At 71.2% G+C, this 21,613-nt stretch carries 17 protein-coding genes and 1 tRNA gene; 8 read left to right on the top strand and 10 right to left on the bottom strand.

What is annotated here, in order from left to right:
- Nucleotides 1-22 precede the first annotated feature (22 nt).
- From JXZ78_RS20165 to JXZ78_RS20135, 7 genes are all read left to right on the top strand, one after another.
- A complete protein-coding gene (locus JXZ78_RS20165; protein ID WP_030019275.1) occupies nucleotides 23-1,465 on the top strand; it encodes a DUF6177 family protein in 1,443 nt (480 codons plus the stop codon).
- 131 nt (nucleotides 1,466-1,596) lie between these two features.
- A complete protein-coding gene (locus JXZ78_RS20160; protein ID WP_030019276.1) occupies nucleotides 1,597-1,929 on the top strand; it encodes a hypothetical protein in 333 nt (110 codons plus the stop codon).
- A gap of 48 nt (nucleotides 1,930-1,977) precedes the next feature.
- Complete coding sequence (locus JXZ78_RS20155; protein ID WP_030019277.1) at nucleotides 1,978-2,289, top strand: pore-forming ESAT-6 family protein; 312 nt, start codon at nucleotides 1,978-1,980, stop codon at nucleotides 2,287-2,289.
- A gap of 126 nt (nucleotides 2,290-2,415) precedes the next feature.
- Nucleotides 2,416-2,868, top strand: a complete 453-nt coding sequence (locus tag JXZ78_RS20150; RefSeq protein WP_030019278.1) for a DUF6507 family protein — start codon at nucleotides 2,416-2,418, stop codon at nucleotides 2,866-2,868.
- Complete coding sequence (locus tag JXZ78_RS20145; RefSeq protein ID WP_030019279.1) at nucleotides 2,865-3,947, top strand: hypothetical protein; 1,083 nt, start codon at nucleotides 2,865-2,867, stop codon at nucleotides 3,945-3,947. Before JXZ78_RS20150 ends, JXZ78_RS20145 begins: the two co-directional genes overlap by 4 nt.
- A gap of 146 nt (nucleotides 3,948-4,093) precedes the next feature.
- Nucleotides 4,094-5,008, top strand: a complete 915-nt coding sequence (locus tag JXZ78_RS20140) for a hypothetical protein (protein ID WP_157851520.1) — start codon at nucleotides 4,094-4,096, stop codon at nucleotides 5,006-5,008.
- 188 nt (nucleotides 5,009-5,196) lie between these two features.
- On the top strand, nucleotides 5,197-5,757 hold the full coding sequence (locus tag JXZ78_RS20135) for a hypothetical protein (protein WP_157851521.1): 561 nt from the start codon (nucleotides 5,197-5,199) through the stop codon (nucleotides 5,755-5,757).
- A 1,011-nt stretch (nucleotides 5,758-6,768) separates the two neighbouring features.
- Here the strand turns inward: JXZ78_RS20135 and JXZ78_RS20130 are convergent.
- From JXZ78_RS20130 to topA, 6 genes are all read right to left on the bottom strand, one after another.
- Nucleotides 6,769-6,845, bottom strand: a tRNA-Thr gene (locus tag JXZ78_RS20130).
- Nucleotides 6,846-6,905: 60 nt separating this feature from the next.
- Complete coding sequence (locus tag JXZ78_RS20125) at nucleotides 6,906-8,504, bottom strand: alpha/beta hydrolase (protein ID WP_030019282.1); 1,599 nt, start codon at nucleotides 8,502-8,504, stop codon at nucleotides 6,906-6,908.
- 197 nt (nucleotides 8,505-8,701) lie between these two features.
- The gene (locus JXZ78_RS20120) at nucleotides 8,702-9,931 is read right to left on the bottom strand and encodes a DNA polymerase III subunit delta' (RefSeq protein ID WP_030019283.1); all 1,230 of its coding nucleotides are present in this window, start codon (nucleotides 9,929-9,931) and stop codon (nucleotides 8,702-8,704) included.
- A 205-nt stretch (nucleotides 9,932-10,136) separates the two neighbouring features.
- On the bottom strand, nucleotides 10,137-13,577 hold the full coding sequence (tmk, locus tag JXZ78_RS20115; RefSeq protein WP_238783247.1) for a dTMP kinase: 3,441 nt from the start codon (nucleotides 13,575-13,577) through the stop codon (nucleotides 10,137-10,139).
- Nucleotides 13,578-13,641: 64 nt separating this feature from the next.
- Nucleotides 13,642-13,902: a hypothetical protein gene (locus JXZ78_RS20110; protein WP_050502304.1), complete on the bottom strand. Its 261-nt coding sequence runs from the start codon at nucleotides 13,900-13,902 to the stop codon at nucleotides 13,642-13,644.
- 11 nt (nucleotides 13,903-13,913) lie between these two features.
- Nucleotides 13,914-16,787, bottom strand: coding sequence for a type I DNA topoisomerase (gene topA / locus JXZ78_RS20105; protein ID WP_030019286.1), 2,874 nt, complete (start codon nucleotides 16,785-16,787; stop codon nucleotides 13,914-13,916).
- A gap of 651 nt (nucleotides 16,788-17,438) precedes the next feature.
- Between topA and JXZ78_RS20100 the strand changes: the two genes are divergently transcribed.
- Entirely contained in the window at nucleotides 17,439-17,849 is a 411-nt protein-coding gene (locus JXZ78_RS20100) for a DUF2752 domain-containing protein (RefSeq protein ID WP_030019287.1), read from the top strand.
- A gap of 113 nt (nucleotides 17,850-17,962) precedes the next feature.
- Here JXZ78_RS20100 and JXZ78_RS20095 read toward each other — a convergent pair whose 3' ends face one another.
- The 4 genes from JXZ78_RS20095 to JXZ78_RS20080 all read right to left on the bottom strand — a co-directional run bounded on the left by JXZ78_RS20095 (nucleotide 17,963) and on the right by JXZ78_RS20080 (nucleotide 21,446).
- Entirely contained in the window at nucleotides 17,963-18,364 is a 402-nt protein-coding gene (locus tag JXZ78_RS20095; RefSeq protein WP_030019288.1) for a hypothetical protein, read from the bottom strand.
- Nucleotides 18,365-18,662: 298 nt separating this feature from the next.
- Entirely contained in the window at nucleotides 18,663-18,854 is a 192-nt protein-coding gene (locus tag JXZ78_RS20090; protein ID WP_030019289.1) for a hypothetical protein, read from the bottom strand.
- A gap of 143 nt (nucleotides 18,855-18,997) precedes the next feature.
- Nucleotides 18,998-20,548: a DUF7059 domain-containing protein gene (locus tag JXZ78_RS20085; RefSeq protein ID WP_030019290.1), complete on the bottom strand. Its 1,551-nt coding sequence runs from the start codon at nucleotides 20,546-20,548 to the stop codon at nucleotides 18,998-19,000.
- A 316-nt stretch (nucleotides 20,549-20,864) separates the two neighbouring features.
- The gene (locus JXZ78_RS20080) at nucleotides 20,865-21,446 is read right to left on the bottom strand and encodes a small secreted protein (protein WP_238783246.1); all 582 of its coding nucleotides are present in this window, start codon (nucleotides 21,444-21,446) and stop codon (nucleotides 20,865-20,867) included.
- Nucleotides 21,447-21,613: the final 167 nt, after the last annotated feature.

Genomic DNA, 21,613 nt, shown 5'->3' with positions numbered 1-21,613 from the left:
CGACGAAGGACCGGACGACCCCATGACCAAGGACGTCATCGCCCTCACGGAACGTATGCCCGACCCCTGGAGCCTGCTCGCGGGCCTGCTCTCCGGGGGCCCTGACAAGCTCCTCGACACGACGGGAGAGGGCGCGGTCCTGCGCCTCTGCGACACGGAGGGGCGCCCGCTCGTCTCGGTGGAGGCTCCCCTGCTCATACAGGTCGACGGCGAGGCCGAGCGGCTGCTCGGGGCCACGGCGCCACCGCTTCCCTACTGGTGGACGGAGGCCCGGGCCGCCACCGGCGTCGAACAGGCCGAGCGGCTCGCGGGCACGTTCGCGGCCCGGCTGGCCTCGCTGTCCGGCGGCACCGCCTGGCCCCCGGAGGCGGCGCGCAGCCTGGCCGTCGTGCCGTCCGACGGTATGGGTGTCGTACCCGAGCCCGCCACCGCCCAGCCCGCCGTCGACGTCCTCACGGACAAGGTCGCCGTCGTGATCCAGGACCGGCCGGTGGTCGCCATGACCGCCTGGCTGTCCGACGCCTTCCGTTTCGCCGCGCGCGCCGAACTGGGCCTCCAGGTCGTCACCCCGGCGGGCACCACCCTCTCCCCCGCCGTCCGGGACAACCTGGGCACCTGGCCGTCGCGCTGGGTCGTGCAGGACGATCGGGACGGCTACTACGACGGGCTGACCGGGGCCGTACTGCGCTGGCAGGGCGAGATGTTCGCACCGGTCGCGGCCGCCGACGCGACCCCGGACGATCCGCGCTCCACCGTGGCCGCCGCCTTCCAGGAAGCCGTGCCCACCGGCGAGCGGCAGCTGGCCGTCAGCTTCCGCACCGTCCACCCCGCACACGAACGGCTGGTACTCGGCGGCGCGCTGGAAGCGGTGTGGCGCGAGCTGACCGGCGAGCCCCCTGCCGGCTGGGGAACCGCGGAACCCGCCGGCCTCCCCTGGTCGCCGCGCCACATGACCGACCTCGCCTACGCCAGAGCGCCCGAGCCCACCTGGGTCGTGGTGGTCGGCAGCCCGGCCCGGCCGGGTCTCGCCACGGTGCGCATCAGCCGTACGAAGGCAGGCGTGGAGGAAGACGTCAGGCTGATGTTCGGCTACGGGGCGGTCGAGGAGCCGCCGGTCGAGTCGGTGCCCCGGGTCGCGGAAGTACTGGCCAGCCGTCACGGACTCCGGTCGATGCTCGTACAGATCCGCAAGGCCCGCCGCGATCTCGCGGTGCCGCCCCGTTTCGAAGGCCCGGGCGTGCCCGTGGCGTTCGTGCTCGGTGCGGACGAGGTCCGTCGGATGCCCGGTGACCGCGCTCTGCGTACCCCGCTGGCCGAAGCGCCGGTCCGCCTCGGCCCGAAGACCAGGCCCGCCCTGTATTACCCGCTGCCCGGTGACCCGTCGGACCTGTCGGGCTGGCGGGATTTCGAGCACCTGATGCGCCATCTGAAAGGGGCCGGAGAAGGCTTTGAGCAGAGTCCGTGATGCGCCCGAAAAGGCATGTGCCGCCCGGACGTCATAGGTGTGTCACAGCAACGCATTACGGATTGCACCAGTGATACCCGAGTTGATAGAGATGAACCTACATATGAATGTCACGTCTGGCAGGGGGCCCGATGAAGTTCGACATGGGGGCACAGACACTCTCGACCCTGAGGTCGCAGTCCCAGGGTTCGGGTTCGGAGCTGGGGGCTCTGATCCATCAGCTCGTGCAGGCCGCGCAGCCGCTGGAGAGCAAGTTCAACGGATCGGGCAAGGCCGCGTTCGACTCGTTCAAGTCGCGCGCCGACGAGATCACGGCGGCCCTGAACAGCGCGCTGTCCGCGATCGTCGGCGGCCAGTCGGGCATGGAGTCGGCGTTCGGCTCCGGTGACCAGGAGCAGGCCGACAACGCCCGGTCGCAGATGGCGGCGGCGAACTTCGACGCGGCGCGCTTCTCCGGCCGCTGACGGCCGGCTGCCGAAGAAGGAACCGGAAACCTCAGGGGGATGATCGTCATGGCAGCTGGAATGGACCGCCGTTCGTACGACACGGGCGCGTCGGCGGAGGCACAGGGCAACATCCAGGCCGTGATCGCACGCCTGGAACAGGTGATCACGGAACGCGACGCGCAGGTGAAGGCCGCGATGGCCGACTTCACGGCGGACGGTGTCGCGGACGAGTACCACGGCAAGGAACTGCGCTGGAACCGGGCGTCCCAGGAGGTCAGGAGCATCATCCAGCTCCTGCGCACGACCCTGGAGAAGAACGACGGAACCGCGCACCAGACGCTCGCCCGCGCGAAGGCCGCGGTCGACAACATCGGCTGAGCCGGCCCGGCGCGTCGGGGGAACGCTTCTCCGTGACGCGTCGGCGGCTGGAAAGCCACGGGGGTGACGGCGCCGCCGCACGGTGCGTGCGGGCGGCGCTACAGTTTTGCAGCCAGGGGGGCATACATGGCGTCATGGGACATTCAGCCACAGGGGGTCCAGGGCCAGTTGAAGGTCGTCGGCACGCATGCCGAAGATCTGGGCAAGGCCCTCAACACGCTGCTCACGGATCTCCAGGAGGCGGCCCGGGTGGCCGGCACGGCCGTGCCGGGTTCGCAGGCCACGACGCTGCCGGGCGGGGTGCCGGTACTGACGACGGCCAAGCCGGTGGGTCCGGTCGCTCCCGACAGGATGCCGCAGAAGGCGACGGGTCCGGTCGCCGCCGCGCTGGTCGAGTACGCCTCCCAGCGCCAGAAAGACATCAAGGTGATGGCCGACCGGGTCCAGGCCGCCGTCCTGGGCGCCGCCCAGGCCACCAACGAGTACGTCGAGGGTGACCTGGAATCGGCCAGGAACGCCCAGAACGCCGCCCGGGCCGTGCGGCTGGACGCTCTGAAGACCTTCGGGGGGAAGCAGTGAGCAACGCGCCGGTCGACCCGGCCGAGGTGCCGGTCTACACCGGTGACCTGGGCAGCCTCCAGGCCAAGGTGACGTCACTGGCCCAGGGCGGCACCAAGGTCAGGACCGCCGGCTCGGACGTCCACACGTCCTTCGGCGGCCTGTCCGCCTTCTACAAGGCCCCCGAGGCCGAGCAGCTGTTCGCCGTCACCGAACCGGTGGCGCGCACGGCACGGACCCTCGGCGACGAGATGCAGACCGTCTCCAAGGCCCTGGGCACCTACGCCCAGGAGATCACCCCGCTGGTCGACCAGCTGAACCGGCTCCGGCAGGAAGCCGCCGACTTCCGGGCCAACGAGGCCGCCGACGAGGACTGGAACGAGGACGGCGATCTGACCGACGAGAACCTCGCCCGCCGCAACAAGATCGCCGAAGTCTGGTCCGCCTTCCAGACGGCCGAGAGCGAGTGCCACGCGAAGATCGTCGCCCTGGTCGGCGGCACGCCGCTCAGGAAGAACGACGGAACCAACCAGAAGGGCATGTACGGCTACGACGCCGAAGCCCTCAAACAGTCCAAGAGCCTGCCCTGGGGAGACGCGGTCGAGGAGTCGGTCCCCGCCTGGCAGGTGTGGGAGCACGTCTACGACTTCGGCAAGGGAGTCGTCGTCGACGGACTGTGGGGCACCGTCAGGGGCCTGGGCACCCTCGTCGGCGTCGACGGCTGGGACGCCGCCGGCGCAGCCTGGGTCAACCTGGCCAAGCTCTCCACCGCCATCACCATCGCCACCATGCCCGGCCTGGGCGCCGCCTACCTGACCATGCCCGCCAACATGCTCCCCTCCTGGCTGCGGGACTCCCGGACGGCGATGGTCGAGACCGGCAAGGCCATGCTGGCCTGGGACCAATGGGGCTCCAACAACTCCCGCGCCGCGGGCGCCGCCGCCTTCAACGTCCTCACCGCCCTCCTCACCCGCGGCGGCAGCCGGACGGCAGCATCGAACAACACGCACAGACAGCACCGAGAGACATCACGTCCAGGCCGACGGAGGGCGCGGACCAGCCCCGGGTCAACTCTCCGAGCCATCGGGAAGAGCCGGTGATGGCGGGTGTCGGTGGGCGGGGGGACGAAGTTGTTCGCGTCGGGTCGGAGATGCCCGAAGTGAAGCAGGGCGGGAGTGAGCCCGGGCATGGTGGCGGCAGAAGCGACAACACGGGTAGCCACTCCATCGGCAGCACCGTCGACCACATGCCCGTCAACAAGCACTCTCCGGACGAAAGTGCCTCACACACACCTGACACCGGCGGGTCGGACCACACCTCTGGAGCTGGTCACACCACCGAAGCCCGCAGCGGCAGCGACAGTCCCGGCGGCGATCCGTCCACCCCGCACAAGGGGGACAGCCCCCTCGGCGCCGGCGGGTCACATGACCTGCCCGGCACCGGCGACTTGGACAGCCTCCGTCACACCGGCGACGATGCGCTCGGCCATGAATCGGTTCGGCACGACTCCGAGAATTCGCCTCTTCCTGGCAATTCTGAAGCCAGACCGGACGGCGCTCGGTATGTCGAGGAGCCTGCTCCCGAAGATGCCCAGGCGGCACGCTTCTACGACGAGGTGCGCGCAAACCCGAACGCCCTGGACATCAACGCAATTTCGAGTAACACCGGCATCAATACGCAAGTGCTGGACCGTGTACGGTCCCACTTTTTCCTCACCAAGCATCTGGTCACGCAGGGGCCCGGCGCAACACGCTTGGCATACTTCACACCCCGCGGCGACCTGGCTGAGATTTGGCAGGCAGCAGGGCAGCGCAGCCTGTCACCTGAGGAAACAATAAAGTTCGAGCGCTATATCGCCCACGAGTACATGGAAAGCCATCTGATCGAAGCCGGCGTGCCATATTTGCGCGACGAGCCGCACCTTTGGGAACATTTCCAGAATCCGGACGAGTCAGGGTACTATCGCGCCTGGCCTCGTGAGCCGTCCGACGCGGGCGCCCACGAGCTCGCAGCCAGTGAGAACAGAGGCGGACTCAACCACCTGCGCAGCATGGGCTTCGATGTTCCGAACGTCGAGCTGGCGCCCAACCTCTCGAACATCGATGAGGTAGTGGCAGCCCTCTTCCAGGAGCTGCAATCGAAGGGAATTGATCTGAAGTGAACGACCGAACGACATCCCCTACGCTCGATCGCCTTCGAGCGGTAACCTGGATGGGCGATTGGGATCAAGCGTTCGGGCATGTCATGTCACGCCGAATTCTGCTGCGTGAGTACATGCGTCGGGCTGCCATGTGGGCTCGAACTTACTCGGCCGAGAACGAGTGGCCCTTCTTTGACGCCACTCAGTACATGACCCCGGAACCTCACCTGTCTCCGGAGTTCAACGAGGAACTCCAGACTTTCCTGAGCCATGCACCCAACGACGCCGTCAAACGCACCTGTGCGGGCGCGGTACGTCTTGCTGAACTCCGCAGGCAGACCCCGGCAGCGGTCCCCGATCTTCCTGATCTCTACGAGCCGCTGGTCCTCTTCTACGAGCGGGGGGGAGAGTTCGTCCGTGACAACGCGGGGTTCCTCGATCTGACCGGAGTGCTCTTCCGGCCCGGAACCCTGGAGGGCCACCTGGGCACCCCGCCCCTCGAAATTCTTAGCAGCACCGTTCTTGATGCCGTCGACGCCGAAGGACGTATCTCCTACTACACCGAAGCCCACCGCCAAGGCCCGCTACTGAGGCGCCGCAAGCTGCGAAGCGAGCAGCACGACGAGGCGTTCGACCGCAGCGCCCGATGGGTGCCGACGGACCGGATCCCCGACACGGAACCCGCGGTCAAGGAGTCGGGCCTCGTGGAACTCGATGAGATGGTGGCAGCCAACCTCATCGGAGCGACCGTGGTCAACGCTGCTCAGTAGAGCGGAGCGCAATAACCCGGACGGACAGAAGGCATCTGCCGACGCTGCCGCAACATGATCAGTCTCGACAGCGGTGACGGGCATGGCCCCTTGGGCTCACGGCGCTCCGCCGCCCGCGTGGAGGGCACCCGCTCTCGATGTCGTCGACATGGACGATGGCATCCGGAATGTCCTTGAAGTGCATCAACGCTTTGACAGACACCTTGTAGCTGCGTCCCGCCCTCGCCACGGGGAACGGGAACTGACCTGCCCTGATGAGACGGTGCGCGGCGGATTCAGCAATGCCCATCACACCGGCGGCTTCTCGGAGGCCGATGAACGAGGGGTAGAGGTCCGAGGCGTAATAGGAGAGCTTCGGGTTGGATATTCGTGATCGGAGCAGGCCGAAGGACCTCACCGCCTGGCTCACCGTCCCCGAACGGCTACCGGAGCGAAGTTGGTCATGGAAGCTCCGTACGGCATCGAAGTGCCCCAGCCGCTGATACAGCGCGCCGAGCCGCTCACCCCGGATTCGAGTATGACCAATCGCCACGTACTGTCGCCATCCAGGTCGGACAACCTGCCCATGGCAATCATGGACTCCCACAACCGGGAACTCGAAGCTGACCGGACTCCGGACGATATAGCCTCGGCACGGAACTTCGGATAGGTGGGATGACGCTTGATCTCACACTCCTTTACATCTCCCACGTGCACGCACACCGGCGCTTCTCCGAAGATCTTCCGCACCTTCCGTTCGATGCAGTCGAAGACATCTGGCTTTACTCGCTCTCCCGCCTTCACTGTCCATTCGCAGCCGAGTATGGCGATCCGGGGAAATCCAAGATATCTGCCTTTGCGGCGTCACTCGATCGGGTGAAGGATGCCGTGTTCGGGCATTCTGGATCTCGCGGTGGGACTATCGGGGCCGATCGATGTAATCCACGTCACTGACTTCATCGCGTCAGCAGCCGCCGGCTTCCAGGCAACAACAAAGAAGCCAGGTCACGTTCTACGTGACCTGGCTTCCAGTGGAGCCGCCTGGGGGAGTCGAACCCCCGACCTACGCATTACGAGTGCGTCGCTCTGGCCGACTGAGCTAAGGCGGCGTGGTGCGGAGCCCAGTCTACACATCGGATGGGGGTGGTCCGAACCGGGTTGGGGTGGGGTCAGGTGCAGTGTTTGTCGGGGGGTGGGGGTGTGCCTTCGAGGAGGTAGGTGTTGATGGTGGTGTCGGTGCAGTCGCTGCCGCGGCCGTAGGCGGTGTGGCCGTCGCCCTCGTAGGTGAGGAGGGTGGCGGAGGAGAGCTGGGAGGCCAGGGAGCGGGCCCAGGGGTAGGGGGTGGCCGGGTCGCGGGTGGTGCCGACGACCAGGATCGGGGCGGCGCCCTCGGCGGTGATGCGGTGGGGTTCGCCGGTGGGCTCGACCGGCCAGTACGCGCAGTTCAGGGCGGCCCAGGCGAAGCTTTCGCCGAAGACCGGGGAGGCCTTGCGAAAGGCCGGCAGGGCGGCGCGTACCTCGTCGGGGCCGGAGAAGGCGCCGGGGAGGTCGAGGCAGTTCACGGCGGGGTTGGCGAACATCTGGTTGGCGTAGGTGCCGTCGGGGTCGCGCTCGTAATAGGAGTCGGAGAGGGCGAGCAGGCCGCGGCCGTCGCCCTTCTGGGCCTGGGCGAGGTATTCGCGCAGCACCGGCCAGGCGCCCTCGTCGTACATGGCGGCCGTCACGCCGCTGGTGGCGAGGGATTCGGTGAGGGTGCGGGAGCCGCCGGCGGGGGCGGGGTGGGCGTCGAGCTGTTTGAAGAGGGCGGAGAGACGGCGGCCCGCTTCGTCGGGGCCGCTGGTGCCCAGGGGGCAGTCGCGTTGTTTGGCGCAGTCCTTGGCGAAGGCGGTGAAGGCGGTGTTGAAGCCGGCGGTCTGGTCGCGGTTCGTCGTCCGGGCGGGCAGGGAGGGGTCCATCGCGCCGTCGAGTACGAGGCGGCCGACGCGGGAGGGGAAGAGGCCGGCGTAGGTCGCGCCGAGGAAGGTTCCGTAGGAGGCGCCGACGTAGGTGAGTCTGTCGTCGCCGAGGACGGCGCGCAGGACGTCCATGTCGCGGGCCGATTCGGCGGTCGAGACGTGGCCGAGGCGGGCTCCGGTGCGGGCGCGGCACCCCCGGGTGAAGTCGCGCACGGCGCTGACGAGGCGGTCGACCTCGGCGTCCGAGTCGGGGGTCTGGTCGACGCGGGTGTAGGCGTCCATCTGGGAGGGGGACAGGCAGCTGACCGGCTCGCTGCGGGCCACGCCGCGCGGGTCCATGGCGACCATGTCGTAGCGGGCCCGGACGGCGTCGGGCTGTGGCGCGTACTGCTGGAGGTAGTCGATCGCCGAGCCGCCCGGACCGCCCGGGTTGACCATGAGGGAGCCGAGGCGGCTGCCCGGGCCGGTGGCCTTCTTGCGGGAGACGGCCAGCTTCAGGTCGGTGGCGGCGCTGGGCTTCGCGTAGTCGAGGGGGGCCTTCATCGTCGTGCACTCGAAGCCGACGATGCCGCACTCGCGCCAGGTGAGCTTCTGGTCGTAATACGGGCGGAGGGCGGCCGGGACGGCGGTGGGGAGGGGCTTGAGGGTGGCCGTCGCCGCGTCGGGCATGGCGTCGGCGCCCGTACGGCCGTGTGGCGGCTGTCCGGAGGCCGCGGCGCCGGGCGAGGAGTCCCCCGAAGAGCAGCCGGAGACGAGGAGCGCGGTAGCGGTCAGGACGGTACCGGCGGTGCGGAGCAGGCGGCTGGTGGCCATGGGCGGTCCCTCGGTCCCTGAGGAGAGGAAGGAGTGGAAGGAGTGGAAGGAGGAGGGGAAGGGTTGTGGTGGGGGTGGTGGGGCGTCAGGTTGGCTGAGGGTGGTGGACGGAGCGTATCCGGGTCGGGACGGTCCGTGGGGGTGAGTGGGTACGCTCGTACGGGTGAGGGGTGTGGCCGGGGAGGGACGGGTGGGTCTCAGCCCTTGCGGAGGGCGGCGGTCATCGCCTCGACCGCCAGGAGGGGCGCCACATTGCGGTCGAGGGCCTGGCGGCAGGCAATGACCGCCTCTATCCGGCGCAGGGTGCGCTCCGGGGTCGAGGAGGAGGCGATACGCCGGACGCTGTCGCGGACCTCGTCGTTGGCGAGGGGGACCGTGGCGTTCAGCTGGACGGCGAGGACGTCGCGGTAGAAGCCGGTGAGGTCGGTCAGGGCGAGGTCGAGGCTGTCGCGCTGCGTACGGGTGGAGCGGCGCTTCTGCCTGTCCTGGAGCTCCTTCATGGCGCCCGCCGTACCGCGCGGCAGCCGGCCGCCCGTGCCGGCGGCGGCGCCGAGGGCGGCGCGCAGCTCCTCCGTCTCCTTGGTGTCGACGTCCTCCGCGACCTGCTTGGCGTCCTCCGTCGCGGCGTCGATCAGTTCCTGGGCGCCCTTGAGGCAGCCGCCGATGTCGTCGACGCGCAGGGGCAGCTTGAGGACGGCGTCACGGCGGGCGCGGGCGCGCTCGTCGGTGGCCAGGCGGCGGGCACGGCCGATGTGTCCCTGGGTGGCCCGGGCGGCGGCCGCTGCGGCGTCGGGGTCGATGCCGTCCCGGCGGATCAGGACGTCGGCGACGGCGGCCACCGGCGGCGTGCGCAGGGTGACGTGCCGGCAGCGGGACCGGATCGTGGGCAGGACGTCCTCGATGGAGGGGGCGCACAGCAGCCAGACCGTACGGGGAGCGGGCTCCTCGACGGCCTTGAGGAGGACGTTGCCCGCGCCCTCGGTGAGGCGGTCGGCGTCCTCCAGGACGATGACCTGCCAGCGGCCGCCGGACGGCGACATGGAGGAGCGGCGGACCAGGTCGCGGGTCTCCTTCACACCGATCGAGAGCAGGTCCGTACGGACGACCTCGACGTCGGCGTGGGTGCCCACCAGGCTCGTGTGGCAGCCGTCGCAGAAGCCGCAGCCGGGGGCGCCGCCGAGCGCGCGGTCCGGGCTGACGCACTGGAGCGCGGCGGCGAAGGCGCGGGCGGCGGTGGACCGGCCCGAGCCGGGCGGGCCGGTGAACAGCCAGGCGTGCGTCATCTTCGACGCGCCGGACTGCGCTATCGGGTCGGCGCCGTTCGCGGCCGCGCCCTCCGCGGTGACCAGCGCGTCCGCGTCGCGTGCGGCAGCGGCAAGCTGCTCCGTCAGGCGCTCCTGCCCGACCACGTCGTCCCACACAGCCATCTCGCTGCCCGCCGTTCCTGTCCGTCCTGCCCGTGCCGTCGCGCGACGCTCGTTCTTCCGCGCCGTCACCCAGCGCCCCACGCTCGTTCCATTGTGGGGCCTCCCACTGACAACGCGGGCAGGGAGGGAGAGGGGTGAGCCCCTGGGATCCGTCGGAGACGGATCCCAGGGGCTCACCTTCTTACGGACACATCGACCGCCCGCCTCAGCCCCGGCGCCCCCGCCGGCCGCGGCCCTGCTGTTCGTCCTCGTCCTCGCGCGGGCCGAGGAGTTCGTCGGCCAGCGTCGGCAGGTCGTCCAGCGGGGTCTCCTCCGCCCAGGCCGGGCGGCGGCGCGGTGCGGGCTGGACCGGTTCGCCGGTGGCCGGGTCGATCTGCGGGAGTTCCCTCGTACGTTCCGCGCCCGCGACACCGGAGTCGTGGGAGGCATGAGAGGCGTGGGAGGCGTGGGAGGCGCCGTGGCCACCCGGAGCGTGGGACGCGCCCCGCTCCCCCGTACGGCCGTCGTGCTCCTTGCGGAACATCCACTCGGGCACCCGGTCCGCCGGGTCGTCCCCGCGCCGCGCCTCCTCGTGCCGCTGCCGGCCCTGGCCCGCCTCGGGGCGTACGGACGGCAGCACCGCGGTCTCGTCGGAGGCGCCGGGGGCTTGGTCCCGGTGCTGCGGCAGCACCGCGGTCTCGTCGGAGGCGCCGGGGGCTTGGTCCCGGTGCTGCGGCAGGACAGCGGTCTCCTCGGCGTCCGAGGAGGGGGACGGGGACGGGGAGGACGAGGACACGGCCGCGGACGAACGGGACGACGGCTCCCGCTCCGTACGGCCGTGCTGCTCCAGCCCCGCCATCGGCGTCTCCGTCGTAGGCGCCTCCGCAGCCTCCGCAGCCTCCGCCGCCCTGGCCGCCTCTTCGCGGGCCTTGCGGGCGGCCTCGGCCTCCTCCTTGGCCCGGGCCTCCGCCTCGGCCTCGGCCTTGGCCTCTGCTTCGGCCGCGGCTGCCAGGCGAGCCTGCTCGGCGCGCAGCAGGGCCTCTTCGGCCTTGCGCTGCTTCTCCCGGCGGCGTTCCTCGGCCTCCGCGCGTAGCCGGGCCTCTTCCTCGGCCCGCTTGCGCAGGCGCTCCTGTTCGGCTTGGCGCGCGCGCTCTTCGGCTTCGCGCCGCTGACGCTCCTCCTCGGCGGCCTGGCGGGCCTCCTCGGCGCGCTTGCGGGCTTCCTCGGCCTGGCGGGCAGCTTCGCGTGCCTTGGCCTCTTCGATCTCGCGGCGCTTGCGCTCTTCCTCCTCGGCGCGGAGCTTGGCGAGCTGCTCCTGCCTTTCGCGCTCCTTGCGCTCCTCCTCGGCCTTGCGCGCGGCCTCTTCCTCGGCCTTGCGCCGGGCTTCCTCCTCGGCGGCCTTGCGGGCCTCCTCCTGGGCCTTGACCTCGGCCTCGGACAGCGGCAGCACCTGGTCGAGGCGGTGGCGTACGACGGTGGTGACGTCCTCCGGCTCCTGGCCGGCGTCCACGACCAGGTAGCGCGCCGGGTCGGCGGCGGCCAGGGTCAGGAAGCCGGAGCGGACGCGCTGGTGGAACTCGGCCGGCTCGGACTCCATCCGGTCCGGGGCCTCCGTGAAGCGCTCCCGGGCGGTCTCCGGGGAGACGTCGAGGAGCACGGTCAGGTGCGGTACGAGGCCGTCGGTGGCCCAGCGGGAGATGCGGGCGATCTCGGTGGGGGCGAGGTTGCGGCCCGCGCCCTGGTAGGCGACGGAGGAGTCGATGTAGCGGTCGGTGATGACGACCGCGCCCCGTTCGAGGGCGGGGCGGATCACGCTGTTGACGTGCTCGGCGCGGTCGGCGGCGAACATCAGCGCCTCGGCGCGGTCGGAGAGGCCCGAGGTGGACACGTCCAGGATGATCGAGCGCAGCCGCTTGCCGATGGCGGTGGCGCCCGGCTCGCGGGTCACCACGACCTCGTGGCCCTTGCCGCGGATCCATGCGGCGAGCGCCTCGACCTGGGTCGACTTTCCGGCGCCGTCGCCGCCCTCCAGGGCGATGAAGAAGCCGGTGGGGGCCGGGGCCTGGTCCGGGTCACCGCCGCGCAGGGCCTCGCGCAGGTCGCGTCCGAGGGGGACGCCCTGCCGGTCGTCGACCTTGCCGAGCACCCAGGCGGCGACCGGCAGCAGCAGCGCGCCGACCAGCATCAGGGTGAAGGCCGCGCCGCCGTGCGAGAAGACGTTCTTGTCGCCCGCCAGGTGGTGCGGGCCGATGGCCCCGGCGAGCAGCGGCGCGACGATGACGGCCAGCGCGACGACGAGCCGGACGACCGCGTGCAGGTGATCGGTCGTCCGGGCCGAGCGGGACGCTTCGGTCTCCTGGTCCAGGAGCGTGTGGCCGGTGTTGGCCGCGACGCCCGCCGCCACTCCGGCGAGCAGCATCAGCAGGACGACCGTCGTGGTGTCCGGGACCAGCCCGGCCGCCAGCAGGGCCAGGCCCGTGACGGCCACGGCGAGGGCCAGCAGGCGGCGCCGGGACAGCGCGGGCAGCACCTTGCGCGCGCCGCGGATGCCCGCGACCGGGCCGGCGCTCAGGCCGAGGACCAGCAGTCCGAAGGCGACCGGTCCGCCGCCGAGGTCACCGGCGTGCAGGACGGCGACGGAGACGGCCGCGGCGATCGCGCCGGCCACCGCCGCGCAGGCCAGGACCAGCAGCGGTACGGCGTTCGTCCGGCCGCGGTCTACGCCGCCGTCGCTCTTGGGGCGGCGCAGGCCCTCCAGGGGGGAGCGCGGGCGCGGAGTCTGCGTACCGGGGAGTTCGAGGAAGTACAGGATCGAGATGGAGGCGGCGAACAGGCCGGAGGCCACGTACGAGGCGAGCGCGGCCTGGTGGTCGGCGAACCAGCCGATGCCATTGGCCAGCAGCCTGCTGACCAGCGCGACGACGATCAGTCCGGCGGCGGCCAGCGGCAGCGAGACGAAGGCGGTGCGCAGCGACAGGCGGCGCAGCGCGTCCAGGTTGTCCGGCAGCGGGCGGACGGAGGGGCCTTCAGTACGGTCCGCCTGGCCGGACGCCCCCGAGGCCGGGGACGTGACCGGGGCCGGGGAGGAACCGCGGGCCGGGGACGAGACCGGGGCCGGAGGCGGCGCGGGCAGCAGTCCGGGCGCCGCGCTCTCCCGCGCGACGGTCCAGAAGCGCTCGGCCACGCCGCTGACGAAGACCGTCACCAGCAGCCAGACCAGCGCGGTGTCAGGGGTCCAGTCGATCCACAGCGGGGCCACGACCAGCAGCGCCAGCCGCACCCCGTCCGCGCCGATCATGGTCCAGCGGCGGTCCAGCGGACCGGACGGCGCGGTCAGCGCGGACAGCGGGCCCAGCAGCACCGCCCCGGAGAGCAGGGTGGCCAGCATCCGGGCCGCGAAGACGGCGGCGACGGCCAGGGCCGCGCCGCGGTAGCCGCCGCCGAAGGCCGCCTGGCCGCCGAAGGGTACGTACACCGCCGCTTGCAGCGTCAGCAGTACGAGCACCAGCAGGGCTAGGGCATCGCCGATCGCCCCGACGAACTGTGCGCTCCAGAGCCGCTTCAGTGGGGGGAAGCGGAGCAGGGCTCGCACGGCGCGCTCGCGGGAGTCCGCGACGAGGGCGCCGGATGTGGGGGTCACGACCGTAGGGAGCTCGGCACGCGTCATCCCGCCAGCCTATCGGCCGGATATGACAGGTCCAGCTTCCGCCCGAACACACGGACGGGTGGGCTCAGTCCTCCAGCAGTATGTCGTCGAAGATTTCGATCACCACGATGACGAGCAGACCGTGTGCGACGACGTACTCGATGAGGAGTCCCGGTGCCACCTGGGCCTTGCGGTCGTCCTCGTGCGTGCCGATGTGCGCCGTGGCTTTGTGGTACGGGTCCAGGGCGAGCTTGGCCAGCCCGCGTTCGAGCATGTCCCGCCGCTCCGGCGCCATGGCGTCAGCAGTCGCCTTCGCCTCGACGGTGTAGGTGACGCGGTACGTCAACGTGCTCCCCCTCAGCTCTCCACGCTCTCGGCCGCCGTCTTCTTCGCAGCGGTGGCCGCCGCCGTGGTCTTCTTGGCGGCGGTCGTCTTCTTCGCCGTCGTGGTCTTCTTCGCGGCCGTCGTCTTCTTGGCGGCCGTCTTCTTCGCCGGGGCCTTCTTCGCGGCCGTCGTCTTCTTCGCCGCTGTCTTCTTGGCCGGAGCCTTCTTGGCGGTCTTCTTCTTCGCCGGGCCCTTCGCGCGCTTCTCGGCGAGCAGCTCGTAGCCGCGCTCCGGCGTGATCGTCTCGACGTCGTCGTCCCGCCGCAGCGTCGCGTTGGTCTCGCCGTCGGTGACGTACGGGCCGAAGCGGCCGTCCTTGACGACCACCGGGCGCTCGCTGACCGGGTCGGTGCCCAGCTCCTTCAGCGGCGGCTTGGCGGCGGCCCGGCCGCGCTGCTTGGGCTGCGCGTAGATGGCGAGGGCCTGCTCCAGCGTGATGTTGAAGATCTGGTCCTCGCTCTCCAGGGAGCGCGAGTCGGTGCCCTTCTTCAGGTACGGGCCGTAGCGGCCGTTCTGCGCGGTGATCTCGACGCCCTCGGGGTCCTTGCCGACGACGCGCGGCAGCGACATCAGCTTGAGCGCGTCGGCGAGGGTGACGGTGTCCAGGGACATCGACTTGAAGAGCGAGGCTGTACGCGGCTTGACCGCGTTCTTGCCGGTCTTCGGGGTGCCCTCGGGCAGGATCTCGGTGACGTACGGGCCGTAGCGGCCGTCCTTGGCGACGATCTGGTTGCCGCTGTCCGGGTCCATGCCCAGCTCGAAGTCGCCGCTCGGCTTGGCGAGCAGTTCCTCCGCGTAGGCGACGGTCAGCTCGTCGGGCGCCAGGTCCTCCGGCACGTCGGCGCGCTGGTGGCCCTCGGAGTCCTTCTCGCCGCGCTCCACGTACGGGCCGTAGCGGCCGACGCGCAGCATGATGCCGTCGCCGACCGGGAAGGAGGAGATCTCCCGGGCGTCGATCGCGCCGAGGTCGGTGACCAGTTCCTTCAGGCCGCCGAGGTGGTCGCCGTCGCCGTTGCCGGCCTCGGAGGCGGCACCGGCCGCCTCGCCCTCGCCGAAGTAGAAGCGGCGCAGCCACGGCACGGACTGGGCCTCGCCGCGCGCGATGCGGTCGAGGTCGTCCTCCATCTTGGCGGTGAAGTCGTAGTCGACGAGCCGCCCGAAGTGCTTCTCCAGGAGGTTGACCACGGCGAAGCTCAGGAAGGACGGCACCAGGGCGGTGCCCTTCTTGAAGACGTAGCCGCGGTCCAGGATGGTGCCGATGATCGACGCGTACGTCGACGGGCGGCCGATCTCGCGCTCTTCCAGCTCCTTGACCAGCGTGGCCTCGGTGTAGCGGGCCGGGGGCTTGGTGGCGTGGCCGTCCGCGGTGATCTCCCGCGCGCTCAGCGGGTCGCCCTCGGCGACCTGCGGCAGGCGCCGCTCGCGGTCGTCCAGCTCGGCGTTCGGGTCGTCGGCGCCTTCCACGTACGCCTTGAGGAAGCCGTGGAAGGTGATGGTCTTGCCGGAGGCGCTGAACTCGGCGTCCCGGCCGTCGGCCGCCCGACCGCCGATCTTGACGGTGACGGAGTTGCCGGTGGCGTCCTTCATCTGGGAGGCGACGGTGCGCTTCCAGATCAGCTCGTACAGCCGGAACTGGTCACCGGTCAGACCGGTCTCCGCCGGGGTGCGGAAACGATCACCCGAAGGCCGGATCGCCTCGTGCGCCTCCTGCGCGTTCTTGACCTTGCCGGCGTACGAGCGCGGCTTGTCCGGCAGGTACGCGGCGCCGTACAGCTGCGTGACCTGCGCGCGGGCCGCGGAGATCGCGGTGTCCGACAGCGTCGTGGAGTCCGTACGCATGTAGGTGATGAAGCCGTTCTCGTACAGCTTCTGCGCCACCTGCATGGTGGACTTCGCGCCGAAGCCCAGCTTGCGGCTGGCCTCCTGCTGGAGCGTGGTCGTACGGAACGGGGCGTACGGGGAGCGGCGGTACGGCTTGGACTCGACCGAGCGGACCGCGAAGTCGGTGTGCTCCAGGGCGGTGGCCAGCGCGCGGGCGCCGGCCTCGTCCAGGTGGAGGACGTCGCTGTTCTTGAGCTGCCCGGTGGAACCGAAGTCGCGGCCCTGGGCGACGCGCCGGCCGTCGACCGTGGACAGGCGTGCGGCCAGGGTGGACGGGTCACTCACGTCGCCCGCGCGGCCGGTGGAGAACGTGCCGGTCAGGTCCCAGTACTCGGCGGAGCGGAAGGCGATGCGCTCGCGCTCCCGCTCGACGACGAGGCGGGTGGCCACCGACTGCACCCGGCCGGCCGACAGGCGCGGCATGACCTTCTTCCACAGGACCGGCGAGACCTCGTAGCCGTAGAGGCGGTCGAGGATGCGGCGGGTCTCCTGGGCGTCGACGAGCTTCTGGTTCAGCTCGCGCGGGTTGGCGACGGCGGCGCGGATCGCGTCCTTGGTGATCTCGTGGAAGACCATCCGGTGGACCGGGACCTTGGGCTTGAGGATCTCCTGGAGGTGCCAGGCGATGGCCTCGCCCTCGCGGTCCTCATCGGTGGCGAGGAAGAGTTCGTCGGACTCGGCCAGCAGCTCCTTGAGCTTTTTGACCTGGTCCTTCTTGTCGCTGTTGACGACGTAGATCGGCTGGAAGTCGGCGTCGACGTTCACGCCAAGACGGGCCCAGGGCTCGCCCTTGTACTTCGCCGGGACCTCCGCCGCGCCGTTCGGGAGGTCGCGGATGTGCCCGACGCTGGCCTCGACCACGTAGCCGGGGCCGAGGTAGCCCTTGATCGTCTTCGCCTTGGCAGGCGACTCGACGATGACGAGTCGGCGGCCGCCGCCCTGTGCGGTCTCGCTGGTCGGGGACAACTTCGCTCTTCTCTCCGGTCGACGCTGGGGGTAACCCCCCGGGCCGGAGCTCTGGGGGACACTGCGGTGACGCTTGACGCTGCGGAGTGTGACGGTACATCCCGCCCTCGTGTCAAACGGAAAAACCCCGCAACGCCACTCGAACGGTAACCCGACTACATGCCTTCATGCCGCCCGGACCGGACACGGGCCGGTGCGGGAGGCCGCGCCGGGCCGGGCACGGGCCGGTGCCGGAGCCGGTGCGGTCCCGGTCGGCGACGGGGCGGGGGTACGACGGGGCGCCCGGCCGGCGGGCGGCGCCGACGGGCCGGACGGTGGCCGTATCCGTTCCCACCCCGTACTGTCCCCTCTCGGCCGTGCCCTCTCACCCGGTGCCGCCGTCCTGGGCGGGGCGGGGTGGGGCGTGGAGTGGAGTGGAGTGGCTGATGCGAAGTCGCTGGTGTGGAGTCGCTGGTGTGGAGTCGCTGATGTCACCGGTAGGAAGTCGCTGGTGTGAATGAAGAGGCGGGGGTGGCTGGAGTATCTGGGATGTCTGGAGTGGCTGGTGGGTGTTTGCGGGGCGGGGGCCGTCGCCCGGGCAGCACGCGTTTGTCCTGAATCAGGGCAACTACGCCAGGTCGTCGCGTCGGGGCCCGGCGCGGTGAGGACTCCGTGAACGCCCCCTCCTCCCCCACCGCCGTACGGAACGCGACGCTGCGCCGCGCGGCGGTCGCCGTCGGCGTCGGTGCCCTCGGCGCGGCCTACCTGTGGCACACCGATCCCCACGAACCGGGGCAGATACTGCTTCCGTGTCCGTTCCGCTGGGCGACCGGGCTGCTCTGCCCGGCCTGCGGCGGGACCCGGATGGCGTATGACCTGATGCACGGCGACCTCGTGACCGCCTTCCACGACAACGCCGTCCTGCTGTCCCTGGGCGTGCCGGCCGCCGCGTACATGACCGGGCGGTGGCTGTACGCGGGACTGCGCGGGCGCCGGTTCCGGGCCCGCCTCGGGGCGCGCGGCAACGTCGTCGTCCTCGCCGCCGCGGCCGTCTGGATGCTGGTGCGCAATCTCACGGGCTGACCGGGCGTTCCGCCCGGCGGCCAGCGCCCGTACGCGAACGGCCGCCGGGCGCGCCGCGGGGGAAGCGGCGCGCCCGGCGTACCGTGCGTCGTGGTGGTGCCCTGCGGCGCGTTTCAGCGCACGGTGACCGTGATCACCGGGGAGATCGCGCCACCGCCGGCGATCCGCAGCTGGTTGACGCCCTTGATGCCCAGCTTGACGCGGAGCGAGTAGGCGCCGGTCTTGCTGGTGGTGACGCTCGCGGGCAGCGAGACCCACTTGGCGCCCTGCTTCTGCTGGACGGTGACCTTGGTGCCGGCCTTGATGCCGGTGGAGGTGCCGGAGATACGGAACTCCTGCCAGGCCTTGACCGCACTGGTGCTCGCCTTGGCGGTGAGCGTGGCCTTCTGCGGGGCCTTGGCGGCGACGCTGTGGGCGGCCGGGGACGCGGGGGCTGCGGAGGCGGCGGCCGCGGTCCCGGCGACGAGTGCGGCGCTGAGAACTCCTGCGGCGGCGAGGCGGTATGCACGGTTCATAACGTGTTCCTCCCTGTTGGGCCGGTTGATGGCCTTCACTCAGGAACACGGGCAGATGGCCGTTCCGGTTGCTTCACGGGCGAGTGGTTTTGCGCGTGGTTTGCCCGGTGGGGCAGGAGTGAACAGGCCGCAGCCGCAAAGCAGTTGAGCAGGCAACGAACATGGCGGAGTGCGGGGCCGCGGGCGCTTCTTGCGAAGACGAACAGGGAGGCCGACGCGTTCCCTCGGGAGGGTTTCGAACACTTCCGAGAGTCCCTGGAAACATGCGTACGTTCCGGGCAGCCTGCCCCGTCCGCCCCTACAGCAACAGCCAGCACCCCGCCCCCAGGAACAGCACGCCGAAGAGCAGCGCCAGCGCCGTACCCGACGACCGGCCCACCCCGTCGGCGACCGGCTCCCCGGCCCGTACGCATGCGCCCGTCCACACCAGCAGGCCGGCGCCGAACAGCGCGAAGGCCACCCCGGCGAACGCCTCGGGACCACTCTCCATGCGGGCAGGGTGGCAGCCCCGGGCGGCGCGGCGGCGAACCTGAGGTGAAGGCCGCCCGTACGGCTTCATCGCCGCCCGCCCGGCCTCGCCGCCGCTCCTGCGGGCCGGAAGCCTCGCGCCGTCGCCGCCCTCGGGCCGGTTCCTCAGTCCGTACCGGCCGCCACCGGCTCCAGGAAGCCCTGCTCGACCAGGGTCCGGATCGCGTCCGGCGTACGGTCGCGCAGCAACACCGGGTCCTCACCGACCAGTTGAGCGATCGCGTCGAGGATCCGTCCGGCGGGCAGCGAGCCGTCGCAGACCCCGGCGAAACCCGCACCGACCGTGTCCACCTTCGTGGCGCGCCGCATACCGCGGTTCTGCCGCAGGACCACGTGCTCCGGGTCCTCGGCGCCGGGCAGCCCGACCTGTTCCTGCACGACCTCGTCGGCGAGCCGGAAATGGCCGGCCAGCAGGGCCGCGTCGTCCGTGTCGCGCAGGTAGTCCTGGCGTTCGAAATGCCGGACGACCGCGGTGCCCAGCGGCTGCTCGACCGGGTGCGGCCACTCCTCGACGGTGATCGACGGATCCGCCGCGCCGGACTTGCGCAGGGTGATCCACCCGAAGCCGACGGCCTTGGTCCCGCGGGCCTCGAACTCCTCCAGCCAGGCGTCGTAGCGCGCCGCGTACTCCTCGGGGCTCGTACGGTGGTCGCCGGCGTCCCGCAGCCACAGCTCCGCGTACTGCGTCACGTCCTGGACCTCGCGCTGCACGATCCACGCGTCGCAGCCGCGCGGCACCCAGGAGCGCAGCCGGTCGTGCCAGTCCTCGCCCTCGACGTGCTGCCAGTTGGCGAGCAGCTGGCAGTACCCGCCGTCGTTCAGGTGGTCGGCGGCCTGCTGGACGATGGTGCGGCACAGGTCGTCGCCGCCCATCCCGCCGTCCCGGTAGGTCAGCCGGGCGCCCGGCGAGATCACGAAGGGCGGGTTGGAGACGATCAGGTCGTACGTCTCCTCGCCCACCGGGTCGAACAGCGAGCCCTCGCGAAGGTCCGCGGCCGGCACGCCGGACAGCGCCAGCGTCAGTCCGGCGATCCGCAGCGCCCGCGGGTTCAGGTCCGTGGCCGTGACCTGCGTCGCGTACGCGGAGGCGTGCAGCGCCTGGATGCCGGAGCCGGTGCCGAGGTCGAGGACCCGGGCGACGGGGGTGCGGACCGCGATGCCGGCGAGCGTCGTGGACGCGCCGCCGACACCGAGCACCAGCTGCGCGCGATCCACGCCCGCGGCCTCCTCGGCGGCCCGGATGCCGCCCGCGCCACCGACCGCGCACCCGAGGTCGGAGACGATCCACCAGTCCTGGCCGTCGGGGCCGCCGTACGGACGCACGTCGACGCTCGCCCGGACCTCGTCGCCGTCGCGCACCAGCCAGCCGTCGGCGAGGCAGTCGTCCACCGGCAGCGCGGCGGCGGCCCGGCCGTACGGCACCGGGCGCTGGAGCAGGAACAGCCGCACCAGGGTGGGCAGCGGGCCGTCGTCCCGGGTCGCGCGGAGCGCCGGGACGGTCTCGCTGCGGGCCAGCGCGGCGTAGGCGGGCGCGCCGAGCAGCTCCAGCAGGCCGTCGGCGGTGAACGCGGCGTCGCGCAGCGCGTCGCGCAGCCGGGCCGTGCGGGCGGCGGAATCGGGGTCTCGAAGGTCTGCGGTGGGGAGGTGCGTACTCACGCTCCCATTGTCAGGCCAACCACTGACAAACGGCCACGGCCCGGCCGCGCCGCGGCCACCGGGGCGCGGCGGGCGCGGGCGGCGGGGCGGGCGCGGCCGACGGTGTGCGCGGACGGCGTGTCGGCCGTGTGGCGGCGCGGGGCGGGCACGGGCCCACGGGACCGACGGCGTGTCGACGCGGACCGGGCCGGACCGCCTGACGGCGTGTCGGACACGGAACGACGCGCCTGACGGCGTGTCGGACGTGCCCGGCGCGCTCGTGGGCGCGGACGGTGGCCGTGCGGCGCCCGCCGCGCCCCCTCGGCCGCTTCCGCGGCTACTTCTTCGGCGCCGCCGACCCGCCGCCCTCGGTCGCCTTCTGGTTCTGGCAGCCGGGCTGCCCCGCCATCGCCTTCTTGACGTCGCCGGACTCCAGCTTGCTGAACGCCTGCTCGCTCTTCTTGTTGAGCTTGTTGATGCCGTCGGACAGCGACCGCAGACCGTCCGCGAACTTGCCCTTGTCCCCGGTGTCCAGGCCGTCGACCTGCTTCTTGAGGTCGGCGTAGCCCTTGGAGAGGTCGTTGAGCTCCTTGACCGCGTTCTTCTGGGACTCCTCGCCGCCCTCGGCGGGCGGCGCGCCGGCCTGGTCGAGCGACTTCGCCAGCGACGCGTAGGCGTCGGAGATCTGCTGGAACGCCTTGGAGTCGGCCTCCTGGACCTTCTTGGAGTCGGTGCCGCCGCTGTCGGCCGTCTGCATGGACGTGTTGGCGTCCTGGATCTTCTTGAACTGGGCCTGGGCGGGGTCGCAGAACTTCTTGGCCCAGGCGTCGAGCTTATTGTCACCGTCGTCGCTGCAGCCGGTCAGCGCGAGCATCAGTGCCGCGCCGCCGGACAGCGCGGCCACAAGCTTCTTCTTCACCGGATCGGTCCCTTCCATGGCTCTCGGCCCCGGAACATACACGTCCGAAGGCCCCCGGCCATGAGCCGGTCGGTCCGTGCGCCCCTCATTGCAGCCATTTGCACCAAGCCCTGTGACGCGGCCGGGCGCACAGCAGCGCGGGCGGAGGGCGTGCTCAAAGCACGCCC

Origin of the sequence: Streptomyces monomycini (assembly GCF_022271435.1) — a bacterium.
GTDB lineage: Bacteria > Actinomycetota > Actinomycetes > Streptomycetales > Streptomycetaceae > Streptomyces > Streptomyces monomycini.
This window is presented reverse-complemented; position numbering and strand designations above follow the sequence as displayed.